The 12,831-nt window shown below is 71.1% G+C and carries 12 protein-coding genes and 1 riboswitch; of the genes, 2 read left to right on the forward strand and 10 right to left on the reverse strand.

The annotated features are described in order from the left end of the window. Positions 1-173: 173 nt before the first annotated feature. The 8 genes from BLT82_RS17615 to BLT82_RS17655 form a co-directional block, all read right to left on the reverse strand. Positions 174-1,553, reverse strand: coding sequence for an NAD(P)/FAD-dependent oxidoreductase (locus tag BLT82_RS17615; protein ID WP_093655865.1), 1,380 nt, complete (start codon positions 1,551-1,553; stop codon positions 174-176). A gap of 615 nt (positions 1,554-2,168) precedes the next feature. Then, positions 2,169-3,092: a Ppx/GppA phosphatase family protein gene (locus BLT82_RS17625; RefSeq protein ID WP_093655867.1), complete on the reverse strand. Its 924-nt coding sequence runs from the start codon at positions 3,090-3,092 to the stop codon at positions 2,169-2,171. Then, complete coding sequence (locus BLT82_RS17630) at positions 3,089-3,643, reverse strand: DUF501 domain-containing protein (RefSeq protein WP_093655869.1); 555 nt, start codon at positions 3,641-3,643, stop codon at positions 3,089-3,091. The genes BLT82_RS17625 and BLT82_RS17630 overlap by 4 nt, the downstream gene beginning before the upstream one ends. A gap of 37 nt (positions 3,644-3,680) precedes the next feature. After that, positions 3,681-4,145: an FtsB family cell division protein gene (locus tag BLT82_RS17635; protein ID WP_093655871.1), complete on the reverse strand. Its 465-nt coding sequence runs from the start codon at positions 4,143-4,145 to the stop codon at positions 3,681-3,683. Between the two features lie 139 nt (positions 4,146-4,284). Then, the gene (eno, locus tag BLT82_RS17640) at positions 4,285-5,565 is read right to left on the reverse strand and encodes a phosphopyruvate hydratase (RefSeq protein WP_208867947.1); all 1,281 of its coding nucleotides are present in this window, start codon (positions 5,563-5,565) and stop codon (positions 4,285-4,287) included. A 319-nt stretch (positions 5,566-5,884) separates the two neighbouring features. After that, a complete protein-coding gene (locus BLT82_RS17645) occupies positions 5,885-6,544 on the reverse strand; it encodes a LysM peptidoglycan-binding domain-containing protein (RefSeq protein ID WP_093655875.1) in 660 nt (219 codons plus the stop codon). A gap of 3 nt (positions 6,545-6,547) precedes the next feature. Then, positions 6,548-6,711: riboswitch (cyclic di-AMP (ydaO/yuaA leader) on the reverse strand. 256 nt (positions 6,712-6,967) lie between these two features. After that, on the reverse strand, positions 6,968-7,912 hold the full coding sequence (locus BLT82_RS17650; RefSeq protein WP_093655877.1) for a transglycosylase family protein: 945 nt from the start codon (positions 7,910-7,912) through the stop codon (positions 6,968-6,970). 163 nt (positions 7,913-8,075) lie between these two features. After that, entirely contained in the window at positions 8,076-9,326 is a 1,251-nt protein-coding gene (locus BLT82_RS17655) for a cytochrome P450 family protein (protein WP_093655879.1), read from the reverse strand. Positions 9,327-9,434: 108 nt separating this feature from the next. Between BLT82_RS17655 and BLT82_RS17660 the strand changes: the two genes are divergently transcribed. Continuing rightward, positions 9,435-10,064, forward strand: a complete 630-nt coding sequence (locus BLT82_RS17660) for a Uma2 family endonuclease (RefSeq protein ID WP_167746034.1) — start codon at positions 9,435-9,437, stop codon at positions 10,062-10,064. Between the two features lie 32 nt (positions 10,065-10,096). Here BLT82_RS17660 and BLT82_RS17665 read toward each other — a convergent pair whose 3' ends face one another. Both BLT82_RS17665 and BLT82_RS17670 read right to left on the reverse strand, forming a co-directional pair. Next, on the reverse strand, positions 10,097-11,098 hold the full coding sequence (locus BLT82_RS17665) for a nucleoside triphosphate pyrophosphohydrolase (RefSeq protein ID WP_093655883.1): 1,002 nt from the start codon (positions 11,096-11,098) through the stop codon (positions 10,097-10,099). Positions 11,099-11,242: 144 nt separating this feature from the next. Continuing rightward, on the reverse strand, positions 11,243-11,896 hold the full coding sequence (locus BLT82_RS17670; protein WP_093655885.1) for a SurA N-terminal domain-containing protein: 654 nt from the start codon (positions 11,894-11,896) through the stop codon (positions 11,243-11,245). A gap of 236 nt (positions 11,897-12,132) precedes the next feature. Here BLT82_RS17670 and BLT82_RS17675 point away from each other — a divergent pair, with 236 nt between their 5' ends. After that, entirely contained in the window at positions 12,133-12,780 is a 648-nt protein-coding gene (locus BLT82_RS17675; RefSeq protein ID WP_244292022.1) for a DUF4230 domain-containing protein, read from the forward strand. Positions 12,781-12,831: the final 51 nt, after the last annotated feature.

Below are 12,831 nucleotides of genomic sequence, written 5' to 3' on the forward strand. Positions count from 1 at the left end.
GAAATGCCCAACACCACGTAAACACCCTCGGCGTGCGGACGCAGTCCCCCCGGTGGGCAAATGGACGGCAAAACAGACAACTTCCCCGTACGGAGTGTGCCCAAAGTACGCCGAAGGGGCCGTCCGCACCACGGATGGCGGACGGCCCCTTCGGGGGTACTACAGCGGGGAGATCAGGAGGCCTTGGCCTTCTCCGGGGCGGGCTGGGACACCGCCGGGGCCGGCTTGGCGGCCTCGTAGAACTCCTCGCGCGGCGACTCGATCGCGCCGAGCGAGACGACCTCGCGCTTGAGGAACATCGCGAGGGTCCAGTCGGCGAAGACGCGGATCTTGCGGTTCCAGGTCGGCATCGCCATGCCGTGGTAGCCACGGTGCATGTACCAGGCCAGCCGGCCCTTGAGCTTGATCTTGACCTTGCCCATGACGATCATCGCGACGCCCTTGTGCAGGCCGAGACCGGCGACCGCACCCTTGTTGGCGTGGCTGTACTCCTTCTGCGGGAAGCCCCGCATACCGGAGATCACGTTGTCGCCGAGGACCTTCGCCTGACGCAGCGCGTGCTGGGCGTTCGGCGGGCACCAGGCGTTCTCGACACCGGCCTTGCGGGCCGCGACGTCCGGGACCTGGGCGTTGTCGCCCGCGGCCCAGATGTAGTCGGTGCCCTGCACCTGGAGCGTCGGCTGGGTGTCCACGTGGCCGCGCGGGCCGAGCGGCAGGCCGTAGCGGGCCAGGGCCGGGTTCGGCTTCACGCCTGCGGTCCAGACGATGGTGTTGGAGTCGACCTCGAGGCCGTTCTTCAGCACCACGTGGCCGTCCACGCAGGAGTCCATGGACGTGTTCAGGTAGATCTCGATGCCGCGGGCCTCGAGGTGCTCCTTGCCGTACTTGCCCAGCTTGGGGCCGACCTCGGGAAGGATCTTGTCCGCGGCGTCGACGAGCACGAAGCGCATGTCCTCGCGCTTGATGCTCTTGTAGTACTTGACCGCGTCGCGGGCCAGGTCCTCGACCTCGCCTATGGTCTCGGCGCCGGCGAAGCCGCCGCCGACGAAGACGAAGGTCAGGGCCTTGCGGCGGACCTCCTCGTCGGTGGTGGAGTCGGCCTTGTCCAGCTGCTCGAGGACGTGGTTGCGCAGGCCGATGGCCTCCTCGATGCCCTTCATGCCGATGCCCTGCTCGGCGAGGCCGGGGATCGGGAAGGTACGGGAGACCGCGCCGAGCGCGATGACCAGGTAGTCGAAGGGAAGCTCGTAGGCCTCGCCGACGAGCGGCGCGACCGTGGCGACCTTGCGGTCCTGATCGATGGTGGTGACCCGGCCGGTGAGTACCTCGGCCTTGGGCAGCACGCGTCGCAGCGGGACGACGACGTGCCGAGGCGAGATGCTGCCGGCGGCGGCTTCGGGGAGGAAGGGCTGGTACGTCATGTACGACCGCGGGTCGACGACCGTGACGGTCGCCTCCCCGTACCGCATCTTCTTCAGAATGCGACGAGCTGCGTACAGGCCTACGTACCCACCGCCTACTACGAGGATCCTGGGACGCTCCGTGGTGCTCATGCCATCGAGTATCCACCCCCCTCGGAGGGGGTGCTCGTGAGCCCCTTCACAAGCACCGGTGGACCCTCTGCTACACTCCGCCGCCCACGTGACCGAGGTCATGGCACGTGCCGGGAACCCCGGTGTAACGGGAGACGTTGCCAAGGGCCGCTGAGCTGGCCCCACGCTCCCTCCGCAAGGTGAACCGGTGCCCCTTTTCATGTGTACGCAACACGACGGCCACCTGCCGGAGCGCGGGCGGGCGGGCCGAGTTGGGCACAAAAACAGGCCCGGCGGGCCCTCTGGGGGCACTTTCGACGGCCGACCGGGCCCATTTCCTTGTGAAGAACTTCACGAACTTTCTCGCGGAGGGCGTCACGAAGGCCGGAAGAGACCCCCGCAACCCCGTGCGGAGCCCGCTCCGGAGCCCTCGCCCCCTCCTCCCGGAACGAGCCGGAAGAAGCGGCCGACGTGATGCCGGCGCGCGACGCGGTCCTGGGCGAGAACGGTCCCACCGTGACGATGGCCGAACCGCCGGCGGACCTGTTCGCGGATCGGGACGGCGAGGCGGCGTGAAGTACGCCTGCCGGTTCACCACGGCGCCCGCCCCGTCACCTCCGACGTCCCGTCCGCCGCTCAGCGCGGGTCGGTCAACGACCACGCGATGCCGTCGAGGATGTCGTGCTCCGAGACGACGACCTCCGGCACTCCGGCGCGATCCATGATCGCCAGCAGCACCAGCGCACCCGCGATGATCACGTCCACCCGCCCCGGGTGCATCACCGGGATCGCGGCGCGCTCGTCGTGGGTGGATCGGGCCAGCCGCTCGGTGATCTCCGCGACCCGTTCCCGGGAGACCCGCGAGTGGTGGATCGCCTCGGAGTCGTACGCGTCGAGGCCCAGCGCGATCCCGGCGACGGTCGTCACCGATCCGGCCAGGCCGACCAGGGTGCTCGCCTCGCGGACGGGCACGGCCTCCTCGGCCAGGTCCAGCGCAGCCTCGATGTCCGCCCGGACCGCGGCGATCTCCTCGGGCGCCGGCGGGTCGCTGCGCACATGACGCTCGGTCAGCCGGACGCAGCCGATGTCGACCGAGCGGGCCGCCTCGACGTGCCCGCGGCCGATCACGAACTCGGTCGAGCCGCCGCCGATGTCCACGACCAGCCGCTCCTCGTGGCCCGGCAGTTCCGCGGTGGCGCCGGTGAAGGAGAACTCGGCCTCCCGGTCGCCGCTGATCACCTCGGGCTCGACCCCGAGGATGCCGACCACGCCGTTCACGAACTCGTCGCGGTTCTCCGCGTCACGGGAGGCGGAGGTCGCCACGAAGCGGATCCGCTCCGCCCCGTGCTCCTTGATGATCCCCGCGTACTCCCGGCAGGCCGCGAAGGTGCGTTCCAGGGCCTCGGGGGCCAGCCGACCGGTGCGGTCGACTCCCTGGCCCAGCCGGACGATGGTCATCCGCCGGTCCAGCTCGTGCAGTTCACCGGTCGAGGCGTCCACGTCGGCGATGAGCAGACGGATCGAGTTCGTACCGCAGTCGATCGCGGCGACGCGGGTCACGCGCCGTCCTCCGTGCCCGCGCTCGCGCAGTCACCCGCTCCCGCGGCCACGCACGGGCCCTTGGCCCACCACTCCGGAAGCATCGCGATGGCCTCGTCGCCCAGAGGGTTCACCCCGGGGCCGGCCGCGAGGGAGTGGGCCACCAGGACGTGCAGGCACTTCACCCGGTCCGGCATGCCGCCGGCGCTCGGGAAGTTCTTCAGCTCCTCGATCCGGTCCCGGCGCCGGATGTAGTCCTCGTGCGCCGCCCGGTACGCCGCCGCCAGGTCGGGATCGTCCTGCAGGCGCTCGGTCATCTCCTTCATGACGCCGTTCGCCTCGAGCGTGCCGATGGCCGAGGCCGCACGCGGGCAGGTCAGGTAGTACAGCGTCGGGAAGGGGGTGCCGTCCTCCAGCCGCGGTGCCGTCTCGACGACGTCGGGCCGGCCGCAGGGGCAGCGGTGGGCGATGGCCCGCAGACCGCGCGGCGGGCGGCCGAGCTGCTCCTTGAACGCGGCGATGTCCTCCGCGGTCGGCGGGGTGGGCGCGGTGCTCGGCGGTGGCGTGTCCATGGGATGTGTATGTCTCTTCGTCGGTTCTGTGTCTTGACTAGCGTCGCGCGTCGGCGCGGTCGACGCCGTCCCAGACGTTCGAGTACCAGGGACGGCCGACGCCGGCCTCGTCGGCACGGGGCTTACGGGCCGCGCGCGGGTCGACCACGATGTACCCGGTCTCACCGGGCCGGACCATGTGCAGGTGCTCACGGGCCAGCCGCATGACGTACGCGTCGTCCTGGAGGCGGGCCTTCTCGTCGCGCAGCCGCTCCACCCGCTCCCGGGCCGCGGCGGCGAGCCGCTGCTGCTCGGCGATCTCGTTCTGCTGCGACACGTACGCCCGCATCGGATACGCGAGCGCGACGATCATCGAGCATACGACGAGGGCGAGGAAGGCGGCCCGGCCGGTGAGCCGGGAGCGCCGGGCCTGGCGGCGGGTCTGCGAACGGTAGACGCGGGCGGCGGTCTGCTCGCCGAGCAGCCGCAGCCTGGTCGCGGTGGAGAACCGGTCCCGGGCCATTCAGTGCGCCTCCCCTTCACGTGCGTACGTCCCCGCACACGGTACGGGACCGTGTGCGGGGACGTACGCAACCTCCGGCTCCCGCCCGGCTCGTCGGCCCGGCGGGCGCCCGGCCGGGGCAGCGGCCCCGGGACCGGGCTCAGCCCTTGAAGCGCGGGAACGCGCTGCGGCCGGCGTACACCGCGGCGTCGTCGAGGATCTCCTCGATGCGCAGGAGCTGGTTGTACTTGGCGACGCGCTCGGAGCGGGCCGGGGCGCCGGTCTTGATCTGGCCGCAGTTGGTGGCGACGGCCAGGTCGGCGATGGTGACGTCCTCGGTCTCGCCGGAGCGGTGGGACATCATGCACTTGAAGCCGTTGCGCTGGGCCAGCTCGACCGCGTCGAGGGTCTCGGTCAGCGAGCCGATCTGGTTGACCTTGACCAGGAGGGCGTTGGCGGCGCTCTCGTCGATGCCGCGGGCGAGGCGCTCGGGGTTGGTCACGAACAGGTCGTCGCCGACCAGCTGGACCTTGGCACCGAGCTTCTCGGTGATCGTCTTCCAGCCGTCCCAGTCGTCCTCGAACAGCGGGTCCTCGATCGAGACCAGCGGGTAGTCGGAGACGAGCTCCTCGTAGTACTCGGTCATCTCGGCGGCCGAGCGGGCCTTGCCCTCGAACTCGTAGGCGCCGTCCTTGTAGAACTCGGACGCGGCGACGTCGAGCGCGAGCGCGATGTCCTTGCCGGGCGTGTAGCCGGCCTTCTTGATCGCCTCGAGGATGAGGTCGAGGGCCTCGCGGTTGGAGCCCAGGTTCGGGGCGAAACCGCCCTCGTCGCCGAGGCCGGTGGAGAGCCCCTTCTCCTTCAGGACCTTCTTGAGGGTGTGGTACACCTCGGTGCCCCAGCGCAGGGCCTCGGAGAAGGACTCCGCGCCGATGGGCGCGATCATGAACTCCTGGATGTCCACGTTGGAGTCGGCGTGCGAGCCGCCGTTCAGGATGTTCATCATCGGAACGGGCAGCAGGTGCGCGTTCGGGCCGCCGAGGTAGCGGAACAGGGGCAGGTCGGACGCCTCGGAGGCGGCGTGCGCGACGGCGAGCGAGACGCCGAGGATCGCGTTGGCACCGAGGGAGGACTTGTCCGGGGTGGCGTCGAGGTCGAACATCGCCTGGTCAATCAGGCGCTGCTCGGTGGCGTCGTAGCCGACGAGCTCGGGGCCGATCTGCTCGATGACGGCGAGGACGGCCTTCTCGACACCCTTGCCCAGGTAGCGGTTCGGGTCGCCGTCGCGGAGCTCGAGGGCCTCGAAGGCGCCGGTGGACGCACCGGACGGAACGGCAGCACGGCCGGTGCTGCCGTCGTCGAGGCCGACCTCGACCTCGACCGTGGGGTTGCCTCGGGAGTCCAGGATTTCCCGGGCTACGACGACGTCGATGGACGGCACGAGCATCTCCTTCTGGGATGTGACGCGTGAGGTGACACAAGCGGGGCCGTGTCGGTGCAGGGTCGCTTTGGCCTTGCGGCAAGAGCCTAACCGCAGGGGTGGCATCGTCCGGCAGATGCCCGCCCCGTGGGACGAAAAAGCGGACCGAACAGACAAAGACCCCGGCCCGGGGGCGCCTCCCGTGCCCGCGGGACTGCGGGGAGTACGGGAGACGCCGCACCGGGCCGGGGCCGGGGACGGGGGTGCGCCGCCAGGTGGTCCGCCGGGCCCACCGGACGACGGTCCCCCCGGGAACCGCCGGGGTTCCCGGGGCCGGGCATCAGCTCAGGTGGAGCTTCTGGCCGGGGTGGATGACGTTCGCGTCGTCGACGATGTCCTTGTTGAGCTCGAACAGCTTCTTCCAGCCGCCCTTGACCTTCTCGACCTCGGCGATCCTGCTGAGGGTGTCGCCGGCCTTGACCGTGTACTCGCCGTCGCCCTTCTTGACCGGGGCGGCCGCGCGCTCGGAGCGGCTGGTCGGGGCCTCGGCGCGCTTCGGGGCGGCGGGCTTGGCCTTGGGCTCGGCCTTGGGGGCGGCCGGGGCGGCGCCGTCGTACGCGGCGTTCGACAGGCCGGTGCCGCAGTTCGGCCAGGCACCCTTGCCCTGGCCGGCCAGGACCTTCTCGGCGATCTGGATCTGCTGCGACTTGCTCGCCCGGTCGGCGGTGGAGGCGAACGCGGTGCCCCCGTAGGCGGCCCAGGTGGAGGCCGAGAACTGCAGCCCGCCGTAGTAGCCGTTGCCGGTGTTGATCGACCAGTTGCCGCCGGACTCGCACTGGGCGACGGCGTCCCATTCGGAGGCGGTGGCGGCGGACGCGGTGCCCGAGGCCATCAGCGGGGCGGCGATGGCGGCGCCGGCCACGCCGGCGAGCGTGGCGACACGGGTGGACCGCTGGAAGACCGTCGGGCGACGGTGCTTGCCCTTGCCGGAAAGCAGCATCGAAGTTCTCCTCACCGACGCCTGCGAGGTGAGCTGTCGGGTTCGGGCCGATGTGGTGCCCGGCCGTGCGACGAGCGCACGGCTCCACCCCTAGCCGGGCAGCCCTCATCGGGCCTGTCCGGCGCTTACCTTGGGTCCCCCGCTCCTGCCTTCGGCGCTTGCGCGACGACTGTTCCCGGCGGCCGCCGGCAGGATTCGGCGTGCGGTCGACGGGGCCCGCGTTGCGAGCGGTTCAGACCGTAGACACACGTCTCCCCGATGTTCAAAGACGAACATCGGGGAGAAATCACCCAAAACTGATGGGGCGACATGTCCGTTTTCGCAGGTGAGAGCCGTGATGGCCGGAGTTGACCGCCGAGCGGCGCCAGTTGACCGGAAGAGACTCTTGTCTCACTCGCACGGAAACGGACATAAGCGCTCGAACTACTCCTTCAACTGGCCCTTGCCCGTAGTCAGATCGAGGCTCTGGCCAGGCAGGATGAGGTCCGCGTCGGAGCCGACGACATCCTGGTTCGCCTCGTAGAGGGCGGGCCAGCCGCCGGGCACCTCGTTCGCGTCGGCGATCGACGAGAGGTTGTCGCCGTTACGGACGACGTACTCATCTCCCGTGGCGGCGTCGTCTCGTGCCGATCCGTCACCTCGTGAGGCATGACGGCCGGATTCGCGCTCATCGCCCGAATTGCCCGACTCATTCCCCTCCGTGGCGGGCGTGCCCCGGTGCTTGCCGGTGCCCGCCTCCGGGGCGTCGCCGCCGGACGCCTCCGCGCTCTCACCGGAACCCTCGGCGGAGCCGGCGGGTTCCGAGGGGGCGGCCGGCTCGGCCGACGGACCGGACGGTTCGGACGGGGACTCGCCCGCGCCCGGCTCGGACCCGGCGGGCGCGGAGGTCCCGGCGTCCGGCGCGGGCGTGGCGTCCGCGCCGTCCCCGAACGAGGGGCTCTTCACGAGGTCGCCCAGCGGGTCGGCCGACGGAGTGCCGGCGGGCTCGGAGTCGCCGGCCGTCAGGCCCGTGATCGCGCCGCAGCTCTGCCAGGCGGAAGCACCCTGTGCTGCGAGCACCATCTCGGCGACGGAAATCTGCTGGGAGCGGCTGGCGAGGTCGGCGCGCGGCGCGTAGGCGGTGCCGCCGTACGCCTCCCAGGTCTCCTGTGACATCTGGAGACCGCCGTAGAAACCGTTGCCGAGGTTGGCACTCCAGTCGCCGCCGCTCTCGCAGTCGGCGACGCGGTTCCAGGTGGTGGTGTCGGCGGCCGAGGCGGAACCCGCGCCGAGCAGCGGGATGGCGATGGCCGATCCGGTCACCCCTGCCGCGACGATGAGAGCGGGGGCCTGACGAGGTCGGCGGTGTCGGCCGTTCCCGGACAGCATGCGGTGTGCCTTCCGTGTGACTACAGAAAACTCCCGAGGCCGTCGTGGCGGTTGAAACCTCGATGACCCGGAGTCGGGGTGAACGTAGCCGCACTCCAACCTCAGTCACAAGTCGGTGCAGCGGAGATCACGTAAAAGTCACAGTCTTGACTGTCCGTCAGATTCAGCGGGGGGTGAATTCAACGGGCAGAGTGCGCAATCCGCGCATGATGAGACCCCCACGCCACCGCAATTCCGACGGATCGACCGCAAGCCGCAAGTCGGGCAGCCGGGTGAGGAGGGTCGCGAGGGCCGTCTGCCCCTCCAGCCGCGCGAGCGGCGCCCCCAGGCAGTAGTGGATGCCGTGCCCGTAGCCGAGGTGCTGGTTGTCCCGCCGGGCGAGATCGAGGGTGTCGGGCTCGGCGAACCGCGCAGGGTCGCGGTCCGCGGCGGCGAGCACGACGAGGACCGGGTCGCCGGCGGCGATGTCCCGGCCGCCGAGCGTCAGCGGCTCGGTCGCGAACCGCCAGGTGGCCAGTTCCACCGGCCCGTCGTAGCGGAGCAGTTCCTCGACACCGGTGGCGAGCAGGCCGGTCTCGTCCGCGGCCAGCGAGTCCTGGAGCCGCCCCCGCTGCTCCGGATTGCGCAGCAGCGCGTACGTCCCGTTCCCGATGAGGTTCACCGTGGTCTCGAACCCGGCGAAGAGAAGGATGAAGGCCATCGCCGCGGCCTCGTTCTCGGTGAGGTGCTCCCCGTGGTCGGACGCCTTGATGAGTCCCGAGATGAGGTCGTCGCCGGGGGCTTCGCGCTTGCGGTGGATCAGGTCGGCGAGATAGCCGCGCATCTTCTTCACGGACCGGGCGACACCGCCGCGCGGGCCCCCGCCGTGACGGATCATCATCCCCGCCCAGTCCCGGAAGTCGTCCTGGTCCTCGCGCGGGACGCCGAGCATGTCGCAGATCGCGTGGATGGGGAGGGGGAAGGCGAACTCGTGGATGAGGTCCGCACTCCCCCGCCGGGCGAAGCCGTCGATGAGCCGGTCCGTCAACTCCTGGACCCTCGGTGCGAATTCGGCCACCCGGCGAGGGGTGAACGCCTTCGACACGAGCCTCCGCAGCCGGGTGTGGTCGGGCGGGTCGATGTTCAGCAGATGTGTCATCAGCTCCGCCTTGCGCTCCCCCGGGATCCCCGTCTTCCCCTTCGCGTGCGCGGGCTCGTCGTGATGCGCCGGGTTCTTGCTCAGCCGCTGGTCCGCGAGGGCCTGCCGGGCGTCCGCGTACCGGGTCACCAGCCACGCCTCCACCCCGCTGGGCAGCCGCGTCCGGTGCACGGGCGCGTGCTCGCGCAGCCAGGCGTAGGCCGGGTACGGGTCGGTGGCGAACTCCCAGGTGAAGAGTTCGGGGGCGTCGGGGACGCGGGACGGCTGGTCGTGCATGGGTCGACGTTAACCCGCGCGGGGCCGGTCACCCGTTCGACGGACCTCTCCGCATACCCCCTGGGTAGGCTGACCGCATACGCCGGACTCCGTCGCATGGGAGCGCTGATGAGTGCCGCAGCCGAAGACCGGAGGGAAGACCAGGACGGCCGGGAGGAGCAGTACGTGTTCCCGGTACCGCCTCCCGGCGGGTGGACGGCGGACGACCTCGACCGGATCAAGGGTCTCCCGCCGCACACCGAGCTGATCGACGGGGGACTGTTCTTCGTGACTCCGCAGACCGATTTCCACATGGCCGCACTGCGGCTGCTGGAGAACGCGCTGGTGCAGCAGGCACCGGACGATCTCTATGTCGTCCGGGAGATGACCACCAAACTGGGCGTACGCGACCGGCCGGAGCCCGATCTCATGGTGGTTCCGTGGAGCGCCCGCACGGGACCGGAGCAGACCTGGTACGCCCCAGACGACATCCTGCTCGCGGTCGAGATCGTCTCCGACGAGTCCGTACAGCGCGACCGCGAGCTCAAACCGCGCAAGTACGCGGCGGCCGGCATCCGGCACTTCTGGCGGGTCGAGAAGAGCGACGACCTGCCGGTCGTCTACGTCTACGAGCTCGACCCCGCCACGAACGCCTACGCCGTCACCGGCATCCACCACAACCGGCTCAAGGTGGACGTCCCGTACCCCGTCGAGGTCGACCTCACCGCCGTGGACCGGCGGCGCGGACAGCAGGGCTGACGCGAAGCCGTTCACGGCCGGGGTCTTCGAGGTCAGTCCCGGGCCGTGGCCTCCGCCGCGCGGATCGCGTCGCGGTAGGCGCGGGCGGCGGCGCGGAGGGCGGCTTCCGGGTCGTGCCCCTCGGCCTCGGCGCGCACGGCCATGGCGAGCAGTTCGTACCCGACGGCGCGGTCGCCGTCCTCCTCCGTCGGCAGCTCCACGTCCAGTCCGGCCGTACGCACCCGGCTCGCGAGTTTCGCGGCGAGCGCGAGGCCCGGCTGGCCGAGCGGTACTCCGTCGGTCACCGAATCCCGCTGCTTCTCGATCGCCTTGGTGCGCAGCCAGTGCTCCTTGACGTCCTCGGGGGTCTCGGCGCGGGCGTCCCCGAAGACGTGCGGGTGGCGGTGGACGAGCTTGTCGACGATGGTCCCGGCGACGTCGTCGATCGAGAACGGCTCGTCGCCCTCCTCCCCGCTCGCCTCCTGTGCGATGCGCGCGTGGAAGACGACCTGGAGGAGCACGTCGCCGAGTTCCTCGCGCAGTTCGTCGCGGTCGCCGTCCTCGATGGCCTCGACGAGTTCGTACGCCTCCTCGATGCCGTACTTGGCGAGGCCCTTGTGGGTCTGCTGCGAGGACCACGGGCACTCGCGGCGGATCCGGTCCATGACCTGGACGAGGTCGAGGAGCCGGGCGCCCGGGAGGTCGTACGAGCCGGGCAGCAGCTCCAGGTCGGGCATCTGCACCCGGCCCGAGCCGGCCATGCGGGCCAGGCCGTCGGTGAGGGCCTGGTCACCCTCTCCGGCCGCGAGGACCACGGCGGTCCGGCCTCCCGCGCAGCCGTCCACGAGCTCCTGCGCGGTGGGAGCGGCGATCTCCACGCCCACACCCGCCTCCCTCAGATACGGCAGCTGCGGGTGCTCCGCGTCCGCGCACAGCACGCGGTCGGCGGCGTGCAGTGTCCGCCACGCAGGCCAGGACAGCAGTCCGGGCGCGACACGATGGCTGGCGGTGAGCAGGACGATACGGCCGGGCTCGACGGGCGCTTCAGCGTTCACCCCTCGACCCTACGTCGGGGCGGTCGGGCGCCGGGGCCGGGTATCGGGTACCGGGCCTCGCGCATCGGCCGGGACTCGGTCACCGGGCCTCACGGTTCCGCGGGGCCCGGTCCGCGGCGGGTGCCGGTCTCCCGGCTCCGCCGTCTAGGCACCGGCCTGGATCGCCTCCGGCTGCTTGGTGACCTGGGTGATCCACGGCGCCTTGTAGTCGCCGAGCTGGATCTTCGTGTCGTCCCAGGCTCCATACCTCGGGTTCACGTCGATGTCGAGCTCCTTGGACGCGGCCGTCAGCGCGGCACCGACCTTCTGCTGGCCCTCCGGAGTACCAAGATCGGCGCCCAGCGCCCGGGCCAGCCCGGTCAGCAGGACCTGCTCGCGCACCGCCTCGTCGATCTGGTCCGGGGCGACCCCGCGCTGCTGGAGGAACATCGCGGCGAGCTGCTCCTCACCGCCGGACTGCTGGGCCGCGGCGACCCGGGCGTCCTGCACCTCCTTGCGGGAGACGGTCACGCCCTCCTTCTCGGCGGCGTGCTCCAGGATCCGACCGAAGATCATCCCGTGCAGCTTGGCCCGGTTCAGCTGCCCGGTGTTCTTGATCAGCTGAGCGGCCTCCGGCGACGCCTCCTGGGCCGACCGCACGTCCTCGACCTCCGCCTGGAGCGCGGACACCTCGATCCGGTCGCCGCCCACGACGGCCGCGGCGCCGGGGTGCGCCTCGTTCCCGCAGGCGGCGAGCAGGGGCGCCGCCACGACGAACGCGGCGGAGAGGGCGAGCGCGGTGCGACGGCGGCGGTGCAAAGGGGCCTCCTGGCGTGCGGTGGTGATCGTGACGCGGAGCGTTTGTGACGCGGTGCACAAAGACCTTGCGGAGATCGATGGTAGGCAGTCGGCGTGGCGCAGGCCACTACTTCGCCGCCACTGATTCGGCCAACGATTCGGGAGGCGGTTGGGGTGCGGCGCGGCGCACCGGTTCCGTACGGGCAGGTCTGAGCGGCGAATGCCGGGGCATCCGTAGGGCGAGGGAGGGCCGGGCTATGGGTGCGCTCAGGGCTGTGTCGTGGTGGGTGAAGGTGTCGGTCGGCGTCCTGCTGGTGGCCGCGCTGCTGCTGGTGGGCACGCAACTGCGGGGGCTGCCGGGCCTCGGCGGCCTGTTCGGCGAGGAGACGCGCGACCGGACGGGGCCCGCGGTGCTGGAGTCCGTACGGGACATGAGCCGCTACCAGGCGGCCACGGGCAACTTCCAGGTCGTGGTGGACCTGGAGAAGGACGCCAGGTACCTGCCGGACGCCGTACGGGGAACCAGGGTGCTGTACGTCGGGGCGGGCACCGTGGACGCGTACGTCGACATGGGGGCGCTCGGGAAGCAGGACGTCACCGTGAACGAGGAGCGCACGGCCGCGACGATCCGGCTCCCGCACGCCGTGCTCGACCGGCCCGCGCTGGATCCCGACCGCTCCTACGCCGTCTCGAAGCAGCGCGGACTGCTCGACCGGCTCGGCGACCTCTTCTCCGACAACCCGAACAGCGAACAGGCGGTCCAGCAGCTCGCGGTGCGGCACATCGCCACCGCCGCGAAGGAGAGCCGTCTGACGGCGCGGGCGGAGCGGAACACGACGAGGATGCTCGAGGGGCTTCTGCGCTCGCTCGGATTCAGCAAGGTCACGGTGGTCTACGGGGCGTGAGGGCCGCCCCCGTGCAGCGGCCGCCGGCCCGTTGCCACACGGCGCGCGGCC

It is taken from the genome of Streptomyces wuyuanensis (genome assembly GCF_900103455.1).
Taxonomy (GTDB): Bacteria; Actinomycetota; Actinomycetes; order Streptomycetales; family Streptomycetaceae; genus Streptomyces; species Streptomyces wuyuanensis.

Bases quoted from the DNA above. Each gene is read 5' to 3' on its own strand.
- BLT82_RS17635 (WP_093655871.1), bottom strand. From the start codon at position 4,145: ATGGCCCGGGACCGGTTCTCCACCGCGACCAGGCTGCGGCTGCTCGGC.
- BLT82_RS17675 (WP_244292022.1), top strand. From the start codon at position 12,133: ATGGGTGCGCTCAGGGCTGTGTCGTGGTGGGTGAAGGTGTCGGTCGGC.
- BLT82_RS17660 (WP_167746034.1), top strand. From the start codon at position 9,435: ATGAGTGCCGCAGCCGAAGACCGGAGGGAAGACCAGGACGGCCGGGAG.
- BLT82_RS17645 (WP_093655875.1), bottom strand. From the start codon at position 6,544: ATGCTGCTTTCCGGCAAGGGCAAGCACCGTCGCCCGACGGTCTTCCAG.
- BLT82_RS17630 (WP_093655869.1), bottom strand. From the start codon at position 3,643: ATGGACACGCCACCGCCGAGCACCGCGCCCACCCCGCCGACCGCGGAG.
- BLT82_RS17615 (WP_093655865.1), bottom strand. From the start codon at position 1,553: ATGAGCACCACGGAGCGTCCCAGGATCCTCGTAGTAGGCGGTGGGTAC.
- BLT82_RS17650 (WP_093655877.1), bottom strand. From the start codon at position 7,912: ATGCTGTCCGGGAACGGCCGACACCGCCGACCTCGTCAGGCCCCCGCT.
- BLT82_RS17655 (WP_093655879.1), bottom strand. From the start codon at position 9,326: ATGCACGACCAGCCGTCCCGCGTCCCCGACGCCCCCGAACTCTTCACC.